The 18,687-nt window shown below is 46.6% G+C and carries 18 protein-coding genes; 9 read left to right on the forward strand and 9 right to left on the reverse strand.

The window, feature by feature from the left end; all coding sequences use genetic code 11:
* The first annotated feature begins 226 nt into the window (after window positions 1–226).
* The 6 genes from atpB to atpG all read left to right on the forward strand — a co-directional run bounded on the left by atpB (window position 227) and on the right by atpG (window position 5,549).
* Complete coding sequence (gene atpB, locus OP864_RS09290; protein ID WP_270097928.1) at window positions 227–1,492, forward strand: F0F1 ATP synthase subunit A; 1,266 nt, start codon at window positions 227–229, stop codon at window positions 1,490–1,492.
* A gap of 55 nt (window positions 1,493–1,547) precedes the next feature.
* Window positions 1,548–1,742: an ATP synthase F0 subunit C gene (atpE, locus tag OP864_RS09295; RefSeq protein ID WP_015692680.1), complete on the forward strand. Its 195-nt coding sequence runs from the start codon at window positions 1,548–1,550 to the stop codon at window positions 1,740–1,742.
* Window positions 1,743–1,844: 102 nt separating this feature from the next.
* Window positions 1,845–2,366: a F0F1 ATP synthase subunit B gene (atpF, locus tag OP864_RS09300; protein WP_015692681.1), complete on the forward strand. Its 522-nt coding sequence runs from the start codon at window positions 1,845–1,847 to the stop codon at window positions 2,364–2,366.
* A gap of 28 nt (window positions 2,367–2,394) precedes the next feature.
* A complete protein-coding gene (atpH, locus tag OP864_RS09305; protein ID WP_270097929.1) occupies window positions 2,395–2,955 on the forward strand; it encodes an ATP synthase F1 subunit delta in 561 nt (186 codons plus the stop codon).
* Window positions 2,956–2,959: 4 nt separating this feature from the next.
* A complete protein-coding gene (gene atpA / locus OP864_RS09310; RefSeq protein ID WP_270097930.1) occupies window positions 2,960–4,564 on the forward strand; it encodes a F0F1 ATP synthase subunit alpha in 1,605 nt (534 codons plus the stop codon).
* Window positions 4,565–4,643: 79 nt separating this feature from the next.
* Window positions 4,644–5,549, forward strand: coding sequence for an ATP synthase F1 subunit gamma (gene atpG / locus OP864_RS09315; protein ID WP_270097931.1), 906 nt, complete (start codon window positions 4,644–4,646; stop codon window positions 5,547–5,549).
* Between the two features lie 70 nt (window positions 5,550–5,619).
* On the opposite strand, the gene OP864_RS09320 is transcribed toward atpG, so the two are convergent.
* From OP864_RS09320 to OP864_RS09340, 5 genes are all read right to left on the reverse strand, one after another.
* Entirely contained in the window at window positions 5,620–6,096 is a 477-nt protein-coding gene (locus OP864_RS09320) for a hypothetical protein (protein WP_270097932.1), read from the reverse strand.
* Window positions 6,097–6,129: 33 nt separating this feature from the next.
* Entirely contained in the window at window positions 6,130–6,375 is a 246-nt protein-coding gene (locus OP864_RS09325) for a hypothetical protein (RefSeq protein WP_270097933.1), read from the reverse strand.
* Between the two features lie 590 nt (window positions 6,376–6,965).
* On the reverse strand, window positions 6,966–7,247 hold the full coding sequence (locus OP864_RS09330) for a DUF1294 domain-containing protein (RefSeq protein ID WP_270097934.1): 282 nt from the start codon (window positions 7,245–7,247) through the stop codon (window positions 6,966–6,968).
* Between the two features lie 2 nt (window positions 7,248–7,249).
* The gene (gene aroC / locus OP864_RS09335) at window positions 7,250–8,326 is read right to left on the reverse strand and encodes a chorismate synthase (protein ID WP_349294455.1); all 1,077 of its coding nucleotides are present in this window, start codon (window positions 8,324–8,326) and stop codon (window positions 7,250–7,252) included.
* The gene (locus tag OP864_RS09340; protein WP_270097936.1) at window positions 8,313–8,930 is read right to left on the reverse strand and encodes an HD domain-containing protein; all 618 of its coding nucleotides are present in this window, start codon (window positions 8,928–8,930) and stop codon (window positions 8,313–8,315) included. The genes aroC and OP864_RS09340 overlap by 14 nt, the downstream gene beginning before the upstream one ends.
* Before the next feature lie 309 nt (window positions 8,931–9,239).
* Here OP864_RS09340 and OP864_RS09345 point away from each other — a divergent pair, with 309 nt between their 5' ends.
* Window positions 9,240–10,871: a phospholipase D-like domain-containing protein gene (locus OP864_RS09345; protein ID WP_270097937.1), complete on the forward strand. Its 1,632-nt coding sequence runs from the start codon at window positions 9,240–9,242 to the stop codon at window positions 10,869–10,871.
* A 73-nt stretch (window positions 10,872–10,944) separates the two neighbouring features.
* Here OP864_RS09345 and OP864_RS09350 read toward each other — a convergent pair whose 3' ends face one another.
* Together OP864_RS09350 and OP864_RS09355 are read right to left on the reverse strand one after the other, a co-directional pair.
* A complete protein-coding gene (locus OP864_RS09350; protein ID WP_270097938.1) occupies window positions 10,945–11,952 on the reverse strand; it encodes a hypothetical protein in 1,008 nt (335 codons plus the stop codon).
* A gap of 4 nt (window positions 11,953–11,956) precedes the next feature.
* The gene (locus OP864_RS09355; protein ID WP_270097939.1) at window positions 11,957–12,589 is read right to left on the reverse strand and encodes a WbqC family protein; all 633 of its coding nucleotides are present in this window, start codon (window positions 12,587–12,589) and stop codon (window positions 11,957–11,959) included.
* A 519-nt stretch (window positions 12,590–13,108) separates the two neighbouring features.
* Here OP864_RS09355 and hemA point away from each other — a divergent pair.
* The gene (hemA, locus tag OP864_RS09360; protein ID WP_270097940.1) at window positions 13,109–14,368 is read left to right on the forward strand and encodes a glutamyl-tRNA reductase; all 1,260 of its coding nucleotides are present in this window, start codon (window positions 13,109–13,111) and stop codon (window positions 14,366–14,368) included.
* 237 nt (window positions 14,369–14,605) lie between these two features.
* The gene (gene hemC, locus OP864_RS09365) at window positions 14,606–15,502 is read left to right on the forward strand and encodes a hydroxymethylbilane synthase (RefSeq protein ID WP_270097941.1); all 897 of its coding nucleotides are present in this window, start codon (window positions 14,606–14,608) and stop codon (window positions 15,500–15,502) included.
* Here hemC and OP864_RS09370 read toward each other — a convergent pair.
* On the reverse strand, window positions 15,499–16,122 hold the full coding sequence (locus OP864_RS09370) for a hypothetical protein (RefSeq protein WP_270097942.1): 624 nt from the start codon (window positions 16,120–16,122) through the stop codon (window positions 15,499–15,501). The two genes, hemC and OP864_RS09370, sit on opposite strands and share 4 nt — an antisense overlap.
* A gap of 8 nt (window positions 16,123–16,130) precedes the next feature.
* A complete protein-coding gene (porZ, locus tag OP864_RS09375; RefSeq protein WP_270097943.1) occupies window positions 16,131–18,443 on the reverse strand; it encodes a type IX secretion system anionic LPS delivery protein PorZ in 2,313 nt (770 codons plus the stop codon).
* Window positions 18,444–18,687: the final 244 nt, after the last annotated feature.

Genomic DNA, 18,687 nt, shown 5'->3' on the forward strand with positions numbered 1-18,687 from the left:
AAAATTTAACGATAGTTAAAACCGATCAAAAGAAATTAAATTTTGGGCAAAGGGGCCTTTTCTTATATAAAAGAGAGTAAAGCTATCATTTTACTGCTAAAAGCTTCTAATTGAAGCAACTGCGGCCTAGAAACTAGGGGGCAAAAAAAATAAAATTCCTTTGCATAGGTGGCGAAACTGCATATCTTTGCAGCGAATTTAAGAAAACCATCATAAGCTAAACAGCATGCTTAAGAAAATTTATAGCCTTCTAGTAATTGCGATTTTGGGCCTTTTTGTAGGTCAGAATCAGGCTTATGCTTCTGGGGGCGATGACCCCATTGAGGCGGTCATGCACCACATTGGCGACGCACATCAATTTCACATTGTAGGCGATATGTATTTGCCTTTGCCTTGTATTGCGTATAGCGATGCGGGTTTTTTCTTTAGCCTATCTTCTGCTTTCGAGTATAGCCATGCCAATCATATGAGCAGCAAAGCCATTGATGGTTATGTCTTGTATCATGATGAGTTGATGCGCATCAAGGGAGATTTCCCTGCTGGTGTTGTAGAACTAAAAACAGATGGACATGCCGATGCACATTCAGATCAGCCCATGCCTGGCCATAGCGATGCTCATGGCGACAAGCAGGTGGTCGATGAGCATGGCGTGCATACAGAGGGTGGCCATGATCGTGATGAAGTGCATGTGATGCACCAGATTACGCATGATGGAAAAACCTATGAGCTAGAGTCGGCTAGCAAGCTACAAACCATGACTAGCTGGTATGATTTCTCGGTAACGAAGAATGTATTTTCTATGTTTTTGGCCTTCTTGCTATTGGTGCTCATCTTTAGCTCGGTAGCCAAAGCTTATAAAAAGAATCAAGGAAAAGCGCCCAAAGGCCTTCAGTCTTTGCTAGAGCCTATCTTTGTATTTATGCGCGACGAAGTGATTGAGCCTGCAATTGGCCACAAATGGGAGAAATTCTTCCCCTTCTTGATGTCGCTATTTTTCTTTATCTTGTTCTCTAACTTGTTGGGCCTCATTCCTTTCTTCCCTGGAAGTGCCAACATTACCGGAAACTTGGGGGTAACTTTGGTCTTGGCCGTATTTACCTTCTTGGTGACCAACATCAGCGGAAATGGCCACTACTGGCGCCACGTTTTTGCTATGCCTGGTGTACCTCTTCCCATTTTGATTTTGTTGACGCCTATTGAGGTGGTGGGTTTGTTTATTAAGCCTATTACGCTCTTGATTCGTTTGTTTGCAAACATTACAGCCGGTCACATTATCATCCTTTCATTGGTTAGCTTGATTTTCATCTTCTCTAATGGAGGCGAAAACACAGGCGGTGCCGTAGGAGGTGGAGCGATTGCTGTTCCTTTTGTATTTGCCATGAACTTCTTGGAGCTCTTTGTAGCTTTCTTGCAAGCCTTCATCTTTACTTTGCTTTCTTCTATTTATATCGGTGCAGCTGTAGAAGAGCACCATCATGAAGAAGCGCACTAGATTTCGACTAACGATTATTATTTATATTTTTTTCATTCTTTAATCATTACTTATTATGGGACCTCTTGGAGCTGGACTAGCTGTTATCGGCGCAGGCCTTGGAATTGGACAAATTGGCGGTAAAGCCATGGAAGGTATTTCACGTCAACCTAAGGCGGCTGGTGACATCCGTACAAGTATGATTATCGCTGCTGCTCTTGTTGAGGGTGCTGCCCTCTTTGCTATCGTAGTAGCTTTGATCAAAGAGTAATTTTAACTCTTCAAGCTGACTCGGCAACGATTGGTTGTCGAGCAGCTTCTTTTCTTTTAGAATTTATACTATTTACTATAATACACATATATACTCTGCCTTATGCTTTATCTAGCAGACTTCTCTGTGATGAATCCAAGCTTCGGCTTGTTGTTCTGGACCAGCATCATCTTTATCTTGGTATGGTTGGTAATCGGCCGCTTTTTCAAGAGTATCAAAAATGCGCTTAAAGATCGTGAAACCGACATCCAGTCGGCTCTAGATCAGGCCAAATTGGCTCGTGAAGAAATGGCTCAACTAAAATCTGAGCATGACGTATTGTTGAAAAAAGCTCGTGAAGAGCGCTTGAAAATTATTGCTGATGCTGAGGCCGCTCGCGAGCAAATTGTAGAAGAAGCCAAAGCTAAAGCAGACCAAAGCAGCCGCCAGATGATTGAGGCCGCTAAAGTAGAAATTGAGAACCGCCGCAAAGAATTGGAGGTGGAGCTCTTTAACGAACTCGGTCAACTTTCTGTACATCTTGCAGAACAACTCATTGGCCGCGAACTAGAAAACAAGCATGAGGATTTCATTCAGTCTAAAGTGACTGAGTTGAAAAATACAGACCTCGCTCAGCTCAACTAATTTTTTCTTCCTCTAACTTTTAGCTATTATGTCTATTAGCCGTATTGCCGCTCGCTACGCCCAATCACTCTTTGATTTGGCCCAACAAGAGCAAGCACTCGATCAAATTCATGAGGATGTAAAAAGTATTGAGCAGGTGGTAGAATTGCCCGATTTTGAGGCAGTCATGAGAAACCCACTGATCTCTACCGAGAAAAAAGAAAACATCTTCGAAGCCGTGTTCAAAGGGAAAATTCACCCTCTGGCCCTCAATACTCTGATGGTCATGGCTGAACACAAAAGAGAACGCTACCTTAGCGCTTTCTGCCACTTCTTCCACAACCTCTACACTGAGTATAAAGAGGTTTCTATCGTTAAACTGACCACGGCCACTGCCGTTAGCCAAGCCGCTATTGACAATATTTTGGCTGGCTTTCAAGAAAAAGGCCTAATCAAAAAAGATATTGAACTAGAGGTGGCTGTAGATCCTAGCCTTATTGCTGGATTTGTGCTCGAGTTTAATGATAAAGTATATAATGCCTCTGTGGCGCAAAAGCTCTCTGAGCTGAGAACCAAATTTAGTCAAAACCTCTATACTAAAAATATTTAAAGATATGGTTGACGTAAGACCGGACGAAATCTCCGCAATATTGAAAGAGCAAATTACTGGTTTTGGCGCCGGTGCAACGCTCGAAGAAGAAGGTACCGTATTGGAAGTGGGTGATGGTATCGCCCGTATCTATGGTTTAACAAATGTAGCGGCCGGTGAATTGGTCGAATTCAAAGATAAAGGGGTTCAAGCTATCGCCCTTAACTTGGAAGAAGATAACGTAGGGGTTGTACTTATGGGTCCTTCTGAAAAGATTAAAGAGGGAGACAAAGTAAAACGTACTGGCCGTATCGCTTCTATCGATGTAGGAGAAGGTATGCTTGGCCGCGTAATCAATCCTTTGGGCCAACCCCTAGACGGACGTGGCGCTATCAAAGGAGAACGCTACGCTATGCCCCTAGAGCGTAAAGCTCCTGGTGTAATTTACCGTCAGCCTGTAAATGAGCCACTCCAAACAGGAATCAAAGCTATCGATGCCATGATTCCAATCGGACGTGGACAACGTGAGTTGATTATCGGTGACCGCCAAACGGGTAAAACCGCTATCGCTATCGATACTATCCTCAACCAAAAAGAATTTTACGATCGCAATGAGCCCGTATATTGTATCTACGTCGCCGTAGGTCAAAAAGCTTCTACTGTAGCTATGGTAGCTAAAACACTAGAAGAAAATGGCGCTCTTCCTTATACCGTAATCGTTTCTGCAGCAGCTTCTGATCCTGCTCCCCTTCAGTTCTACGCTCCCTTTGCTGGTGCCGCTGTAGGTGAGTTCTTCCGCGATACAGGACGCCCCGCTCTTATCGTTTATGATGATTTGTCTAAGCAGGCGGTAGCCTACCGTGAGGTATCTCTACTGCTACGCCGTCCTCCCGGACGTGAGGCTTATCCCGGTGACGTTTTCTACCTTCACTCTCGTTTGCTAGAACGCGCCGCCAAAGTAATCAACAATGATGAGATCGCTCGCGAAATGAACGATTTGCCCGATTCACTCAAAAACGCTAAGGATGCTCAAGGTAATCCTATCGTGAAAGGTGGTGGATCTCTTACGGCTCTTCCTATCATCGAGACACAAGCAGCCGATGTTTCTGCTTATATCCCAACTAACGTAATTTCTATTACCGATGGTCAGATCTTCTTAGAGTCTAACCTTTTCAACGCCGGTGTGCGCCCCGCTATTAACGTAGGGGTGTCTGTATCTCGCGTAGGGGGTTCTGCTCAGATCAAACCCATGAAAAAGGTATCTGGTACCCTTAAGTTGGACCAAGCTCAGTACCGCGAATTGGAGGCTTTTGCCAAGTTTGGCTCTGACCTCGATGCAGCCACTAAGCTCGTTCTCGATAAAGGTGCCCGTAACGTAGAAATCCTAAAGCAACCTCAGTACTCTCCCGTTTCTGTAGAGAAGCAGGTAGCCATTATCTACTGTGGTACTAAAGGCCTTTTGCGTAACGTTCCCGTCGATCGCGTTAAAGAATTTGAACGCCTGTTCTTGATCGAACTCGATCGCCGCCTACCTGATGTACTTACTGCTTTCCGCAACAAAAAGTACAACAAAGAAGATCTCGCTAAGATCGAAGCACTTGCCGCCGAAATGACGCAGCAGTTCGCTTAATCATATACTCTGAGGGTTTGGGCTAGCCCCGCTAGCCCAAACCCTTCTTTTCTTATTTTCACCATCTAGATGTCTCGAAATGGCCAACCTTAAAGAAGTACGTGACCGCATTCAGTCGGTAAACTCTACGCAGCAAATTACCAAAGCGATGAAGCTGGTAGCGGCCTCTAAGTTGCGTCGTGCCCAACAAGCTATCACGCAATTGCGCCCTTACTCAGAAAAACTCAATAGCATTTTGTCTAACATTATGCTCACTATTGAAGAAGGAGCAGATGAGTCTGGCTACTCTAATGAACGCCAAATCAATAAGGTCTGCCTAGTGGTGATTAGCTCTAACCGTGGCCTTTGTGGTGCCTATAACTCTAATGTAATCAAACAGGTGGTCGGCCTGCTAGAAGAAGGAGGAAAATACCACAAGCAATATGAAGCCGGCAACGTTTCTATGCTCTTTATCGGTAAAAAAGCATACGATATCCTCAAAAAGACCTACACTAAGGCTACCTTGATTACGGATTATCTCGAAATCGTAGGTAAAGATTTCTCTTCTCAACATTCTATGCCTATCGCCGAAATGCTTATGCAGCAGTATCTGGACGCAGACTATGACGCTATTGATATCGTCTACGCTAAGTTCCGCAATGCCGCTATGCAAGAGTTTGAAGTAGAACAGTTCCTCCCTATCGCCAAAGCAGAAGCTCCAGAAGGTCAAGAAGACTTTTCTGTAGACTTTATCTTTGAGCCACCCAAAGAGGACCTGCTCGAATATCTCACGCCTACTATCCTCAAAACGCAGTTTCACAAAACTATCCTAGACTCTAATGCCTCTGAGCATGGTGCCCGTATGACGGCTATGGATAAAGCTTCTGAAAATGCCGATGAGCTCTTGCGTGAACTCAAAATTAACTATAACAAAGCTCGCCAAGAAGCAATTACTACCGAGTTGGGAGAAATTGTGGGCGGTGCCGCCGCTCTCGAAAGCCAATAGGCCAAAAGAGAGATATACAAACAAAAAAAGGAAGCCAATCGGCTTCCTTTTTTATTTCACTAGCTTGGTTCTAGTTTGCACCAGGACGACGCTTCTGTGAAGAGGCATCATCGGTAGTCGTTGCTCCACCACGCTTCTTCTGTGCATCAGCATCTCCTTTGGTAGTTGCTCCACCACGACCCTTCTGAGGATCTTTAGTGGCTCCACCAGAAGTAGCTTCTTCAGCAGGAGTTGTAGATGAGCTCTCGCTACCAGAGGTAGCAGATCCAGAGCTAGGCGCAACAGGACGAGTGCTGCCACCAGCAGTAGCACCGCTCTTTGTAGGCTCCTCAGGAGTAGCCTCGCCATTCTCTTCTTTGTACAAGCGCATAGCCTCTTCATCAGCAGTTTCTTGGCATTTCTGCATCTGCTCTTCCATGAATTTGGTCTTTAGCTCTTCATATTTGGCGTCAATTTTCGCCTGCTCACCATCATCAAAAGAAGATAGCAAACCAAAGGCACCCAACCCTAGGCAAAAGGCACCCGCAAACAATAGTTGCTTTTTCATAACTATATCGGTTTTATAAAAGTCAAAATAAAATTACTGCTCAGCTTCTCCTTCTCCTTCTGCTTGCTCTGCCATAGCCTGAGCAATAGAGTCCTTTTTAGCCGCTACCAATTCGTCGCACTTTTTAGTGGCTTCTTCCATTAGGGTAGCTTCTTCTGTTTTTAGTTTTTCTTCCGCTTTTTTGGCAATATCCGCCTCGCTAGAAGCTCCGCCGCCGCAGCTAACGACAGAAAAGGCCATAAGGCCTAGGCTCAAAGCGCCTACAATTAGTTTTTTCATGATCTTGTACTTTTGATAAAATGATTCGTGAATAGACTCAAATTGCTTGCTAAAAAGCTTTTTGAGCCTATACAAATTTAAGATAAAATATCAGATATACAAGCGCAAAGCCCTGTTTTACTATGCTTCTAGGGCTGGCTTTTCTCCTTTTTTAAAATGCTAGGGCATAAAATCTTCCTGCTTTTTGTTTTCGTTTTTTTGGGGCCCGCGGCCAGCTTGCTGGCCGCCGCTATGCTGCGGGGCTCGCTGTTCGCTCGGCCCTGCAGCCGCCTGCGGCGGCTTGGGTCTGGCCTACGGCCCCCCCTCCGCAGCGCTGGGCCGCTCATCTGTCTTTTTTCTTTTGGTCTTCTTCTTCGGCAGTTGGGGAGTTTTGGGCCCATGGGCTGAAGCCCATATTTGCTATCTTGCATCCTAGAGGGCCGAAGGCCCGCAGGCTTAGGGATGGATAGGGGGGCTGCGAAGCCGCAGACCAAGGAGCGAAGCGACGCAGGGCCGAGCAGACCTGCGAGCCCCGACACAGCCCGGCCCGCCTGAAGGGCGGGAAAGCCCCAAAAAAATACAACCTCAAAGATCAGATAACTTCCCTAGCCCTAAAATTCTAAGCCATAGAAGTAGTATAAAAAGAAGCCCAACAAAAGCAGATGCAAGAGAAAAGCGGCCCAAGCTCGCCAGAGAAAGGAGCGTTTTTTGGTTTTGTGCCGAAACCAATAAATGCCCGTTAAAAGGCCCAAGCTACCGCCCAAAAAACCTAGGCGCAACAGCTGTTTTTCGGGAACTCGCCAAGCGTCTTTTTTGGCCTGTCGTTTATCCCAGTACATTTGTATTAGGGCATAAATATTTAGGCTAATGGGGAGGAGGATAAGTAAAAGCATAGCTAAAGGCGAGACTGATGAATAAAATAGTGGTCCAAAATAACCAAAGCCGCCATGGCCTCTACAATGGGGACGGCCCGAGGGAGTACGCAGGGGTCATGGCGTCCCTTTCCAGCTAAAGTAACTGGCTCGCCCTTTTGGTTAATGGTTTGTTGAGCTTGCATAAGGGTAGCCACGGGTTTAAAGGCCAAATTGCAATAAATATCCATTCCATTAGAAATTCCGCCCTGTATTCCACCAGAATAATTAGTGGTGGTTTTGACCTGTCCATCTTCCATGACAAAGGGGTCGTTATGTTGGCTACCGCGCATTTTTGTTCCGGCAAAGCCAGAGCCATATTCAAAGCCCTTACAGGCGTTAATGCTGAGCATGGCCTTGGCCAAATCGGCTTGGAGGCGGTCGAAGACGGGTTCGCCTAGGCCGGGGGGGACACCTTCTATGACCAGTGTAATTTGGCCCCCGATACTATCGCCGGCTTTTCGGACGGCTCGGATGAGGGCTTCCATGGCTTGGGCTGTTTTTGGTTCTGCTGCTCGAACGGGATTTCGTTCTACTTCTGAGGGGTCTAGCTCCCAGTAGGGGCGAGTACATTCTAGTTCGCCCACTGCTTTTACATAGGCCCAAATCTTTATGTCATATTGGGCCAAAATCTGCCGAGCGACGGCTCCAGCGGCTACCCTTGCGGCAGTTTCTCTGGCTGAAGAGCGGCCTCCACCGCGGTAATCTCGGATGCCATATTTTGCGGCATAGCTATAGTCGGCATGAGAGGGGCGATAAAGCTCGGCCCAGCCGCTATAATCCTTAGACTTAGCATTTTGATTGGGGATAAAAATATGCAGGGGCGTGCCCGTTGTTTGGCCCTCAAAAAGGCCCGATAAAATCTGAAATTCTTCGGTTTCTTGGCGTTGAGTAACAATAGCCGATTGGCCGGGTCGTCTGCGGGCCAAATCGCGGCGAATGAGGTCCAGATCTAGAGAGAGGCCAGCTGGGCAGCCGTCAATGATGACTCCAATTCCAGCCCCATGAGATTCCCCATAGGTACTAATTCTAAAAATTCGTCCAAAACTATTGCCCGCCATCTTCCTCCTCGATATAGCTAGAGTAATCTTCAATTTTTTGGGCCAAGCGGGCCTCCAGATAAGCATGAGTGCCACCCAAAACTGCTAAAATCATTCGGGCATCTTCTTGATAGGCCTTTCTTCTTGCGGCGCTCCAATAATGAGGGGGAGGGCTCATATTGACCAGGCGGTCGGCCAATTTGACCAAGCAAGCTTCTTTAGAGGTGGCTTTGATGCGGTTTAGAGAGTCTGCCATTTGTTGTGCTTTGGGCAGCTTTTTATTTTTGCTTAGGGCCTGCACCGCCAAGCAAATTTCCTCACTAAACTCACGGGCGAGCTCCTCGGGCAGGATATCGGTATCTTCTAAAACATCATGAAGGATGCCTACCTGCAAGCAGAGGTTTTCGTCAAAACCTTCTGCCTCATTTTCTAGGGCAAAGTTAATTTCGGCTCCAACATGAGCAAGGTGTAGTAAATACGGCAATTCACTACCCGACATTTTTTGCCCAGCATGAGCGCGAGCGGCAAAATCTAAAGCTCTACGATAAACATCTACAGGCGTTGGCATATTTTCTATCTTTAGGTCCTTAATGAAGTTATCCGCATCAAAATTACGGAAGAACAATTGAAAGTTAGTAAACTTCTGGCAAAATCAAGCCTTTTAGCTAGGCGGAGCGTCATTATTTAGCTTTTGCTGCCCTTGGGCAGCCTTTGTCGAGCACTTGGCCTAGCGATGTGGAGGGGGGCGGCCTAGCCGCAGACCCAAGCCGCTGAAAGCGGCTGCAGGGCCGAGCAGGCTTGCGAGCCCCGGAACGTAGCGCAGCAAGCGCAGCGTAGCTGAGGCCCCAAAAAAATACAAAAAAACAAGAGCGGCTTTTGTTTGGCCCTACAAATAGCTGTAGCTTTCCAATTGATTTTAAAACCAACACTACTTATGAAAACATTATTACCTATTCTTTTTGTACTGGCTTTTGCGCCTTGGGCTTCGGCTCAGTTTGTCATTTTTGGCGAGGCCCTACAATCCAATATCAGCAATTCTGGATTTACCGTTAGCTACAATACTTCTCAGCCGGGCGAGGGTCTTTTGGAGTATGGCCTAACGCCTAGCCTAGAAATGGGTTTTTCTGCTGCTGGTCCCAATGCGAGCAGCCACCAAGTAGCCCTTTCGGGCCTACAGGCTGCTGAGGTCTATTATGTTCGCCCCAACCTGATTCGGAACGGCGACACCATTCCCTCAACCAAAACGGCCATTATGGCCACGGCTTCTAACTCGACTGGGCAGATCAAAATCTTCTTTAATAAGAGCATTGATGTGAATGTCTCTAATGGAACCTATCCGCATATCAACAACTCTTCGGCGGCTATTGTTGCCGAGCTCATTAAGCGAATTGATAGTGCCCAAACGAGCATTGATGTGGCTGCCTATAATATCAACCAAAGCAATATTGTAACGGCCCTAAACAATGCCCAAAACAGAGGGGTTGTTGTGCGCTATATTGCCAATGATGGGACCTCGAACAGTGCGTTGAGCAATGCCAACTTTCCTTATGAGGAAGTGAATAATACTGGCCTGATGCACAATAAATTTCTCGTTTTTGATGCGGGCTCTGTCTATGATAGCTACGTTTGGACAGGCTCTATGAACTTGACTTCTGGAAATATCTATGACGATTTTAATAATGTCGTTTTGGTCCAAGACCAAACTTTGGCCAAAGCTTACACCATTGAATTTAATGAGATGTGGGGTAGCACGACAACTACCTTTGATGTGGTGGCTAGCCGTGTAGGCGGTCAAAAAGCCGATAATACGCCGCATTTGTTCATGATTGGCGGCAAGTTGGTCGAGCAGTATTTCTCGCCTAGCGATAATACCACCACGGCCATTAAAAATGCTGTACTTTCTGCGGGTGGAGATGTTTCTTTTGCCCTACTCACCTTTACGAACAATGAGTTGAGAGATGCCGTTTTGGACCGTCAACAGTCTGGAGAGCAAGTAGCTGGAATCATTGAAAATATTGGCGATTTGGGCAGTGATTATAATGACCTCAATGCCGCTGGCGTAGATGTTTATGCCGATAATCAGCCTCATGATATCCACCATAAATATGCAATCATTGATGCCAATACCCCCAATTCTGACCCTCAGGTGGTTACGGGCTCACATAACTGGTCGCAAGGGGCCGAGGATGAGAATGATGAAAACACCCTCATTATCCATGATGCCGAAATTGCCAACTGGTACCTGCAAGAGTTTTCTGCTCGCTATTGTGCCAATGAAGGAAGCAGCAGCTGCCAATATGATCCTGCTGTTTCGGTTTGGCAAACAGAACTAGAGAGCTTCAAGCTATATCCCAATCCTAGCCAAGGCCAAATTCAAATTGAGTTGGATCAAGAGCAAGTATTAGATTATCAGCTGCTCAATAGCTTGGGCCAAAGCATTCTAAGCGGCCAAATTCAAGGACAGCAGGCGCAGCTAAGCCTAAATCAACTGCCCAAAGGAAGCTACTATTTGGTCCTTTATAAGGAAGGCCAAGCTTGGGGCCGACAACTCATTCAGCTGTTTTAAGCCTTTGCTTAGCAAATAATAAATAAGCGGCCAACTCTTCTTAAAGAGTTGGCCGCTACTTTTTGATTGGTCGCTATTCCTGAATAATCGCCTTGATTTTCTCGGCAATAGCCTTGCCCTTGGGCCCCAATGATTTTATAGGTTTACCACTAGCCGCATAGGCCAAAAAGGTAAAATTATCGGCCAAAACCTCATCGGGATGAATCGTATAATTGGTATTGCGACCAATTTGCTCCCAGTAATTATGGAGCTCTTTTTCCTCTAGGCCCAAATCGGGACTTTTTATGCGATATTGGCCTGCTTGGGGCAGCTCCTCTAGCTCAAAAAACTGGAAAAGCATAGCTTGTAGCATCGGAATGCCCTTATAGGCCCCAAAACGAGAAAAAATAATGGGAGTGGCCAAAAATTCTTGTTCGTTCTCATCTTTTAGCCGAATGGCATAATTTAAATCCAGGCCATCGGGATTATAGAAAATGCGCTTTTGGACAAAATCAGACAAGATCAGGCTGTCTATTTGCTGATAACCAATGGCCGCATAAAGTGCCTTCCTTTTTTTTGGCGAATAGCGAGAATAAACATGAAAAATCTCATGAATTAGGGTTTGTTCTAGCTTGCTGCTATTGACCAACTGATCGGCTGGAATAACAATGCAGTTTTCTCGAGTATAATAAACCGAGGCCCCATAATAGCTGCCCAAAGTCTTTATTAGCCGCATTTTGGGCAGCTTAATATTAGGCGCAAAAGCAGCAATGCGGTCTAGGGCCGACTGAAAGGTCTTATGCAGCAAAATTTGCTCGCTCGCACTAAATTCTTGAACATCCTTTTGCAACATTTCTTTGTAGTGGGGTAAGAGGTCTAGCCTTTTGTTTGTGGCCTTTTCTAGCTGCATCTGAATGGCCATTTCTAGGGCTTGTACCTTTTCAAAATAACCCTCCTTACGGTCTTGCACAATAGCGGCTTGGGCTGCTTCTAGCGATAAAATTTCATAGTCGCAAAGAGCATGATGTCCCTCTTTTTGGGGCGGCTGTTGGCAGCTGCTCAGCAAAAGGAGGCCAAGCAAAGGAAAAAGAAGAAAACGCATAAAATTAAGGGGTTTTAAATTGTTGGGCCAAATAATAAGGTGCCTCGGGCCCCATGCAAAACAGGAGGTCCAAAGCCGATAAATGAGGCAAAAAACCTAAACGGTCCTCAAAAAGCTGAGGGTAGGGCAGGGGCGCAAAATAGGGATCTGGCGCTTTGGCTTGCTGCGGCCGAATCTGATTCCGAAAATCAATGCCTGCCTCAAATTGATGCGAAAACTGCGCGCTAAAAGAAGGCGTTTCCAACTGAAAATGCTCCAATAAAAACTGCAAAGCCGCCCAATTTAGAGCAAATAAATGACTGGGCCGACTCTCCAAAATGGCCCGAACTTCCTCCCCATAATAATCAAAAAAAGGAGCCTTGCCATAGGCCGTTTCTATGCTGCGCCAATGCTGCTTGGGCCAGTCCTTTTTGTAGTCAATTTTTACCTCCCGAACCGGCAATTGCTGATGCTTGCCCTTCTCTAAAGGCACCGATAAGGCCAATTTCCCCTGGGCCGTCGCCAAATGATAACGATTGCGAAAAGACCCCTTCCGATAATGCTCCTCGCCTTCCAAAATAACCGAAAAACCCAGCCATTTAGAGAGGTACTGCAAAGAGGGAAAAAGCTGTAATTCTATTAAAAGTGAATCCTGCATAAGTCGTCTTGTTCAATAAAGTTTAGGCAAATATAATGCATTTGAAAAAGGATTTGGGGCTGCCCCTCCCTTTGGTCGGGTCGGGCCATTCCGCAGCTCGCTGCTCGCTCGGCCCTGCAGGCTTTTTCGCTTCGCTACAAAAGCCTTTGGTCTGCCGCCTTCGGCGGCCCTGCTACAGCCCCTCAGCCTGCGGCCCTTCGGGCCTGTCCACCGTAAAATAGACCTAACGCTAAAATGTCTTAAGATTGAATATAAATAAGTTCTTGAAGGGCTAAACTTACATAAATATGACAGTAAAATGACGCTCTGCCCGTACTTTTGTAGTGCTTTGCTGTTTACTATAAATGTAGGTCTTTTCTGTATAAGCTAGCCCATTTGCTTGGCCCTATAACCACCAAGCAAAAACTGTTTTGCAGAATCTACCGTACTTCAGTAAAACCGGATTGCCATGCTCCCTGGCCCCAAAGCGCTACAATTTGTTGGCGTCTCCCTTTCTTAACAGCTGCTAAAGATATCGCCATGAAGGCCATAGAACAATACAAAATCATCACATTTACCCATCGCCGTACTGATTTAAACGGGATTGGCCAATTTGTACTCCGACCGAAAACAGAGGAGGAATCTGTTTTGGAACAATTGCATGCCTTTAAGCAGCAGATTGGCGCCAAAGAGATCTATTATCTTTCTACTTGTAACCGCATTCTGTTTTTAGTGTTGGCCCAAAAAGAGGATAAAGGCAAGGCCTTTAAGCAAAAGTTTATGCAAACCCTATATGCAGACTTGAGCGAGGCCCTACAAGCTAAGGCCCTTAAGGAGGCTTTTTTGTATGAGGGCCTAGAGGCGATTGACCACTTTTTTCGGGTTTCGGCTTCTATGGATTCTTTGGTGGTGGGCGAGCGCGAGATTCTTCGCCAACTCCGAGAAGCTTATCAAGATAATCTGGAGCAAGGCCTTACGGGAGATGCCATCCGCTTACTGATGCGCTTTACGGTAGAAACGGCCAAAAGAGTATACTCTTCTACTCGCATTGGCGAAAAGCCCGTTTCGGTGGTGTCTTTGGCGGTTTCTAAACTCATGCAGGCCCAATTGCCACCTAGCTCTCGCTTTTTGTTGTTGGGGGCCGGACAAACCAACGCTCTTTTTGCCAAGTTTCTAAAAAAGTATGGCTACCATAAGGTCACGGTCTTTAACCGCAGCCTGAAAAAAGCGCAGGAATTGGCCCAAGATTTTGATGGGGAGGGGCTTTTACTCAGTCAGTTGGGAGAATATAGAAAGGGATTTGATGTTGTGGTGGCTGCCACAGGCGCCAAATCGGCCCTATTGACGACTGAGCTTTATGGGCAGCTTTTGGGCGAAGAAGCAGCAAGCAGCAGTAAATTACTCATTGACTTGAGCATCCCGAATAATATTGAGCCCGCTATTGCGGAGCAGTACCCCAAGGCGCAGTATATTCCCATTGAGAGTTTGAGAGAATTGGCCCAAAAGAATTTGGCCTTTAGAGAGCAGGAACTAGAGCGGGCCAAGGAAGTCGTAGAAGAGCAGGTAGATATCTTTTATCAGGCCTTTAAGGAGCGTTTGATTGAGCTAGCCCTCCGAGAGGTGCCGATTCAGGTGAAGGCCATTCGGCAGCATGCCCTGAATAATGTATTTAAGAAAGAACTAGCCGATTTGGATGAGGAGTCATTGGCCCTTTTGGACCGTATGATGGCCTATATGGAAAAGCGCTGCATTGCGATTCCCTTGCAAGTGGCCAAACAAAATATGTTGAAAGAAGACTAGCCATTCTGGTCTAGAGCGGGGCCGAAGGCCCCGCAAAGGAGCGTAGCGACGCGGCTGAGGGATGGATAGCAGTGGCGCAAAGCGCCAGACCCAGTTTTTTGAGCGCAGCGAAAAAAACGCAGGGCCGAGCAAGCCTGCGAGCTGCGACACAGCCCGACCCGGCCATTGGCCGGGGCAGCCCCAAAAAAAGAAATAGAAAAACTTCAGTATCTTGGCGGCGAACAGAATAAAAAGAATATGAGAAAATTGATTATTGGGACCAGAGGCAGCAAATTGGCGCTTTGGCAGGCCTATTATACGCAAGAACAGCTCAAGGCATTGGGTTTTGAGTCTGAATTGAAGATTATCAAAACGCAGGGGGACCGCATTCAGCATCTCAGCTTTGATAAGATGGAAGGCAAGGGCTTTTTTACTAAAGAAATTGAGGCTGCTTTGTTGGAGGGCGAGATTGATTTGGCCGTGCATTCGATGAAAGATATGCCCACCACACAGCCCAAAGGCCTAAAATTATCGGCTGTATCTTATCGGGACAAGGTGGCTGATTTGCTCTTGATTCGCAAGGAGGTAGTTGCCGAGCGGGAGCCTTTGGGCTTGCCGCCCAATGCCATTGTGGGGACCTCTTCTGCCCGTAGAAAGGCCCAGATTTTAGATTTTCGGCCCGATTTGGAGATCAAGGATATTCGGGGAAATGTGCCCACTCGCCTCAATAAGCTCAAAGAAGGGCAGTTTGATGCGATTTTGTTGGCTGCGGCTGGCGTTAATCGCCTAGAAATTCCCTTAGATGAGTTTGAGGTTTTTGAGTTTGATCCTAGAGAATTTGTGCCTGCTCCCGCCCAGGGCGTTTTGGTTTGGCAATGTCGCTCGGAGGACCTACAGACGCAGCGGATTGTAGCCAAATTGCATAAAAAAGAGGTAGTCGCCTGTACCAATGTAGAGCGTCGCTTGTTGCAGCTCTTTGATGGCGGCTGTCAGATGCCTTTGGGGGCCTACTGCTACAAAGAAAATGGCAGTTATCACGCTTATGCGGCAGTAGCCGAAAGCTGGAACAGCCCCGTGAAGCGGGTCCAACTATCGGCCTCTACTCATACAAAATTGGCCGAACGCCTCTATGCGCTCTTGCAAGAAGAAGCCTAATTTTGGTAAATTGTATCGCTGCGAAGGGGGAGGAGCATATCGAGCTCATTGACCTTATAGCGGCGGATGACCACCATCGGTTTGGCTCCCATAATGGGGAGCGAAGGAATTGCCAGAATCGACTCGGAGGGTAAAAAAATAAGATATTGGCCCAAAGTCTCTAGTGGATTTTGGGCCGCATCTTCTTTGAGGGCCAAGAGTTGGCCCTCTCTTTCTTTAAAGATATGCAGCTCTTGCTGTTTGCCGTCAAAACTACCACAAACAAAAAGAGAGTCGCTAAATTGGTGTATAGCTCGAAAATCGGGCTGCGGAGCCTCAAAAAGTAGGGCGGCCAGCTTATTTTTTTTGTCCTTTAGGGGCAACTGCAGGCTCATGTTATTTTTCTGGACCAGCAGGCTATCCCCTTTTATGGCCAACTGATAGCGATTGCGCCCAATCAGGGTATCAATACCCGCATTTTTGGCCGTTCGTTCGCCCGCCAATCGAAGAGGGAGCTCTTGCTGCCCACTACTGTCTTGGGCCAGTTTCTCCTTAAGTGCTTGGGCCTCTTGGCTAGTATCTTGGCAAGAAAAAAGGGATAGCATCAAAAAGCAGCAGAAAAAAAATCTAGCGAATCGCATGAGATATATTAGTTTACAATAAGAAATTTAGTATTGAGGCGTTCTGTGCCATCACTATTGACCGTAAAGACCAAATAAACGCCAGGGCTAGCCTTTTGCCCCTGATAATCGTAGCCGTTCCAAACCGCCTGACCACCATAGGCTTTTTGCTCAAAGACCAAGCGGCCCCTTGCATCGGTAATCTTGACATTGACATCCTCGACCAAGCCACTAATCGCAATCTGTCCCTCATAATTTGGGCGAACGGGATTGGGAAAAACCCGCACTGCCGATTTATTGGCAAAGCTACTGCCTTGGGTGGCCTCGGCTCTAAAGCCTTGTAGGCCGCTTTCTGTGGCCATATATACTTGTCCAGACTCGGGGTCTACGGCAATAGCGCCCACCCGATTATTAAAGAGTGGACTATTTTCCTCGGTAAAATAATAAATTTGGCTATAGTCTTCTCCATCTAATAAGAAGACGCCATTATCACTAGCGATCCATTTGCGGTTAGCCCCATCTACGGCAATGCTGCGAATGTTTTCATTCTCCAACAAACGACCATTAAAGTCATCGGGATTGATGATGGGCCGAAGACCAGGGCAGTTATTATCAAAAACAGAGCAGCTAAAAATGGTCACGCCATTATCTGTACCCACCCAAATGCTTCCGCTGCGGTCACTCACTACACAATTGACCTTACTAGAGGCCAGCTCGCTATTGCTTGGGGTAAGGACCTTATAGCGCTCGTCTCCATCTACTTCTAGTTCGCCACTATCAAAAACGAGCAAGTTGTTTCCTCTCAGCTGAACAATCCATTTATAGCCGTAGCGATCTATCGCAATCGGGCCAATTTCAGAAGTGTAGGGGTTGGCAAAACTCTTCCAATCGCCCTCTTCAGTTTTTACCACAATGGGCTGCACGGCTTTATGGTTGCTCATCCATAAGTTGTTATCTTCATCAAAGGCGAGGCCCGTGATGCGAGTTCGGTTGGCATCGCCTTGGGCTTCTTGTAGGGCCGTGTTGGGGCTGTCTTTATCCCAAACATAGATGCTATCTTCTTTGGTGATCTGGACCAATCCAGCCAAAAAGGAGCCCATATAAACGCTGCGGTCTTTGGGGCTAATGGCCAAGCAAGAGAGGTTGTCTACCCCATTGAGCTCGGCACGGTTGGCCGGGCGGTAGCTCTGCCAATCAAAGTCTTCATAGCGGTAGGCTCCAAACCCATCAAAGAAAACGCTAACGTAATCAATCAGTCCGCCTGTGGCCCAAAGTACGCCATATTCATCTACGCCCAAACTCGAAACATTGGCATTATAGGGCCCTTCAGGAAGATAGGGGCTCAGACTGCCGTCGGCATTGTTGCGGTATAGCCCCTTGCCCCCCGCCATCCAAATGGCCGAGCTGCGGTCCGAAAGGGCATCAAAAATATTTCCCGAGATATCGCCATCAAAGAAGTAGCCTTCTAAACGCTCATCCTCAAAAAGGACCTCTACATAGTTGGTCCCTGTGGCCATGGTCAAACGAGTACCAAAGGCATTAACTTGCATGCGCAGCTTAGAGCGGCCCGTATACATATAGTTCTCGCCATTATGAGGCAGATGGCTAAAGTTTTGGCCATCATAGCGCATGAGGGTGTCATTGATATCGGCATACAAACGGCCGTTCATTTTCCCCAAGGCAAAGCTCTCATAAAAGTCTAGGGCCAAGCCATCGGCAGTGCCTAGCTTGCTCCAATTATTAAAGTCTTGCAAATTGACGCCTTCTACAGGCACTTTGTATAAGCCCATAGCGGTGGCCATAAATAGCTCTTGACCCAGGCGCTCACTCGCATAAACCTGCATGCTCGTAAAGGTGGTCTGCGCAAATTCTCCGCTTTCTTGCTCATAGCAAACCAAGCCAAATTCTGTAGATAAATAGACCTGATTGCTATCGCAAAATATATGGCGAATGCTGCGCCCACTAGTAATATTGGCATTTTGCTTAATAGCGGGACGGTTCATAATGCGGCCATCACTACCCAAAATATCTAGGTTGCCATTTTCATAACCAATAAAAATGCGCTGGTAGTCCGCACTATAGGCTAAGGTGCTAATCCCCACATCAGAAAGCCCCGTAATTTTATTGTAAAGCACAAATTCTCCACTAGCCTTAAATACCGAAAAAAGCCCGTAGTCCGTGGCCGCATAAATATGGTCTGGGGTTTCTATCAAGGCTTTGGTTTGCCCATAGGGCAGAAAAGATTCCCATTGCCCAATCCCCACTTTTGGGGCCAAAGATTGCGCCTGCAGAAATGAAAAACTTAGCATTAGCCCAAGAAAAAAAAGGAAGGTCGTTCGCATAATTTTAAGTTTACAGCTAGCAAGTTCAAAAAAAAATAGGACAATGCCCCTTACAGCATTGCCCTATTCTAAAAATATCTAGTTCATTCTTGTTGTTTTGCAGTTGCTCCTTACTTCAACTACACTTTTACAAACGCTGGCTTTTTCAAAAGGGTGGGGTTCCTTTTCTTTTTTTCTTCTTTTTTTTGGGGCTGCCCCGGCCAAAGGCCGGGTCGGGCTGTATCGCAGCTCGCTGTTCGCTCGG

It is taken from the genome of Saprospira grandis, from assembly GCF_027594745.1.
Classification (GTDB): Bacteria; Bacteroidota; Bacteroidia; order Chitinophagales; family Saprospiraceae; genus Saprospira; species Saprospira grandis.

Coding starts and splice junctions, on each gene's coding strand:
- atpB (WP_270097928.1), top strand. CDS start 227: ATGCTTAAGAAAATTTATAGCCTTCTAGTAATTGCGATTTTGGGCCTT.
- atpE (WP_015692680.1), top strand. CDS start 1,548: ATGGGACCTCTTGGAGCTGGACTAGCTGTTATCGGCGCAGGCCTTGGA.
- atpF (WP_015692681.1), top strand. CDS start 1,845: ATGCTTTATCTAGCAGACTTCTCTGTGATGAATCCAAGCTTCGGCTTG.
- atpH (WP_270097929.1), top strand. CDS start 2,395: ATGTCTATTAGCCGTATTGCCGCTCGCTACGCCCAATCACTCTTTGAT.
- atpA (WP_270097930.1), top strand. CDS start 2,960: ATGGTTGACGTAAGACCGGACGAAATCTCCGCAATATTGAAAGAGCAA.
- atpG (WP_270097931.1), top strand. CDS start 4,644: ATGGCCAACCTTAAAGAAGTACGTGACCGCATTCAGTCGGTAAACTCT.
- OP864_RS09320 (WP_270097932.1), bottom strand. CDS start 6,096: ATGAAAAAGCAACTATTGTTTGCGGGTGCCTTTTGCCTAGGGTTGGGT.
- OP864_RS09325 (WP_270097933.1), bottom strand. CDS start 6,375: ATGAAAAAACTAATTGTAGGCGCTTTGAGCCTAGGCCTTATGGCCTTT.
- OP864_RS09330 (WP_270097934.1), bottom strand. CDS start 7,247: ATGCTTTTACTTATCCTCCTCCCCATTAGCCTAAATATTTATGCCCTA.
- aroC (WP_349294455.1), bottom strand. CDS start 8,326: ATGGCGGGCAATAGTTTTGGACGAATTTTTAGAATTAGTACCTATGGG.
- OP864_RS09345 (WP_270097937.1), top strand. CDS start 9,240: ATGAAAACATTATTACCTATTCTTTTTGTACTGGCTTTTGCGCCTTGG.
- OP864_RS09350 (WP_270097938.1), bottom strand. CDS start 11,952: ATGCGTTTTCTTCTTTTTCCTTTGCTTGGCCTCCTTTTGCTGAGCAGC.
- OP864_RS09355 (WP_270097939.1), bottom strand. CDS start 12,589: ATGCAGGATTCACTTTTAATAGAATTACAGCTTTTTCCCTCTTTGCAG.
- hemA (WP_270097940.1), top strand. CDS start 13,109: ATGAAGGCCATAGAACAATACAAAATCATCACATTTACCCATCGCCGT.
- hemC (WP_270097941.1), top strand. CDS start 14,606: ATGAGAAAATTGATTATTGGGACCAGAGGCAGCAAATTGGCGCTTTGG.
- OP864_RS09370 (WP_270097942.1), bottom strand. CDS start 16,122: ATGCGATTCGCTAGATTTTTTTTCTGCTGCTTTTTGATGCTATCCCTT.
- porZ (WP_270097943.1), bottom strand. CDS start 18,443: ATGCGAACGACCTTCCTTTTTTTTCTTGGGCTAATGCTAAGTTTTTCA.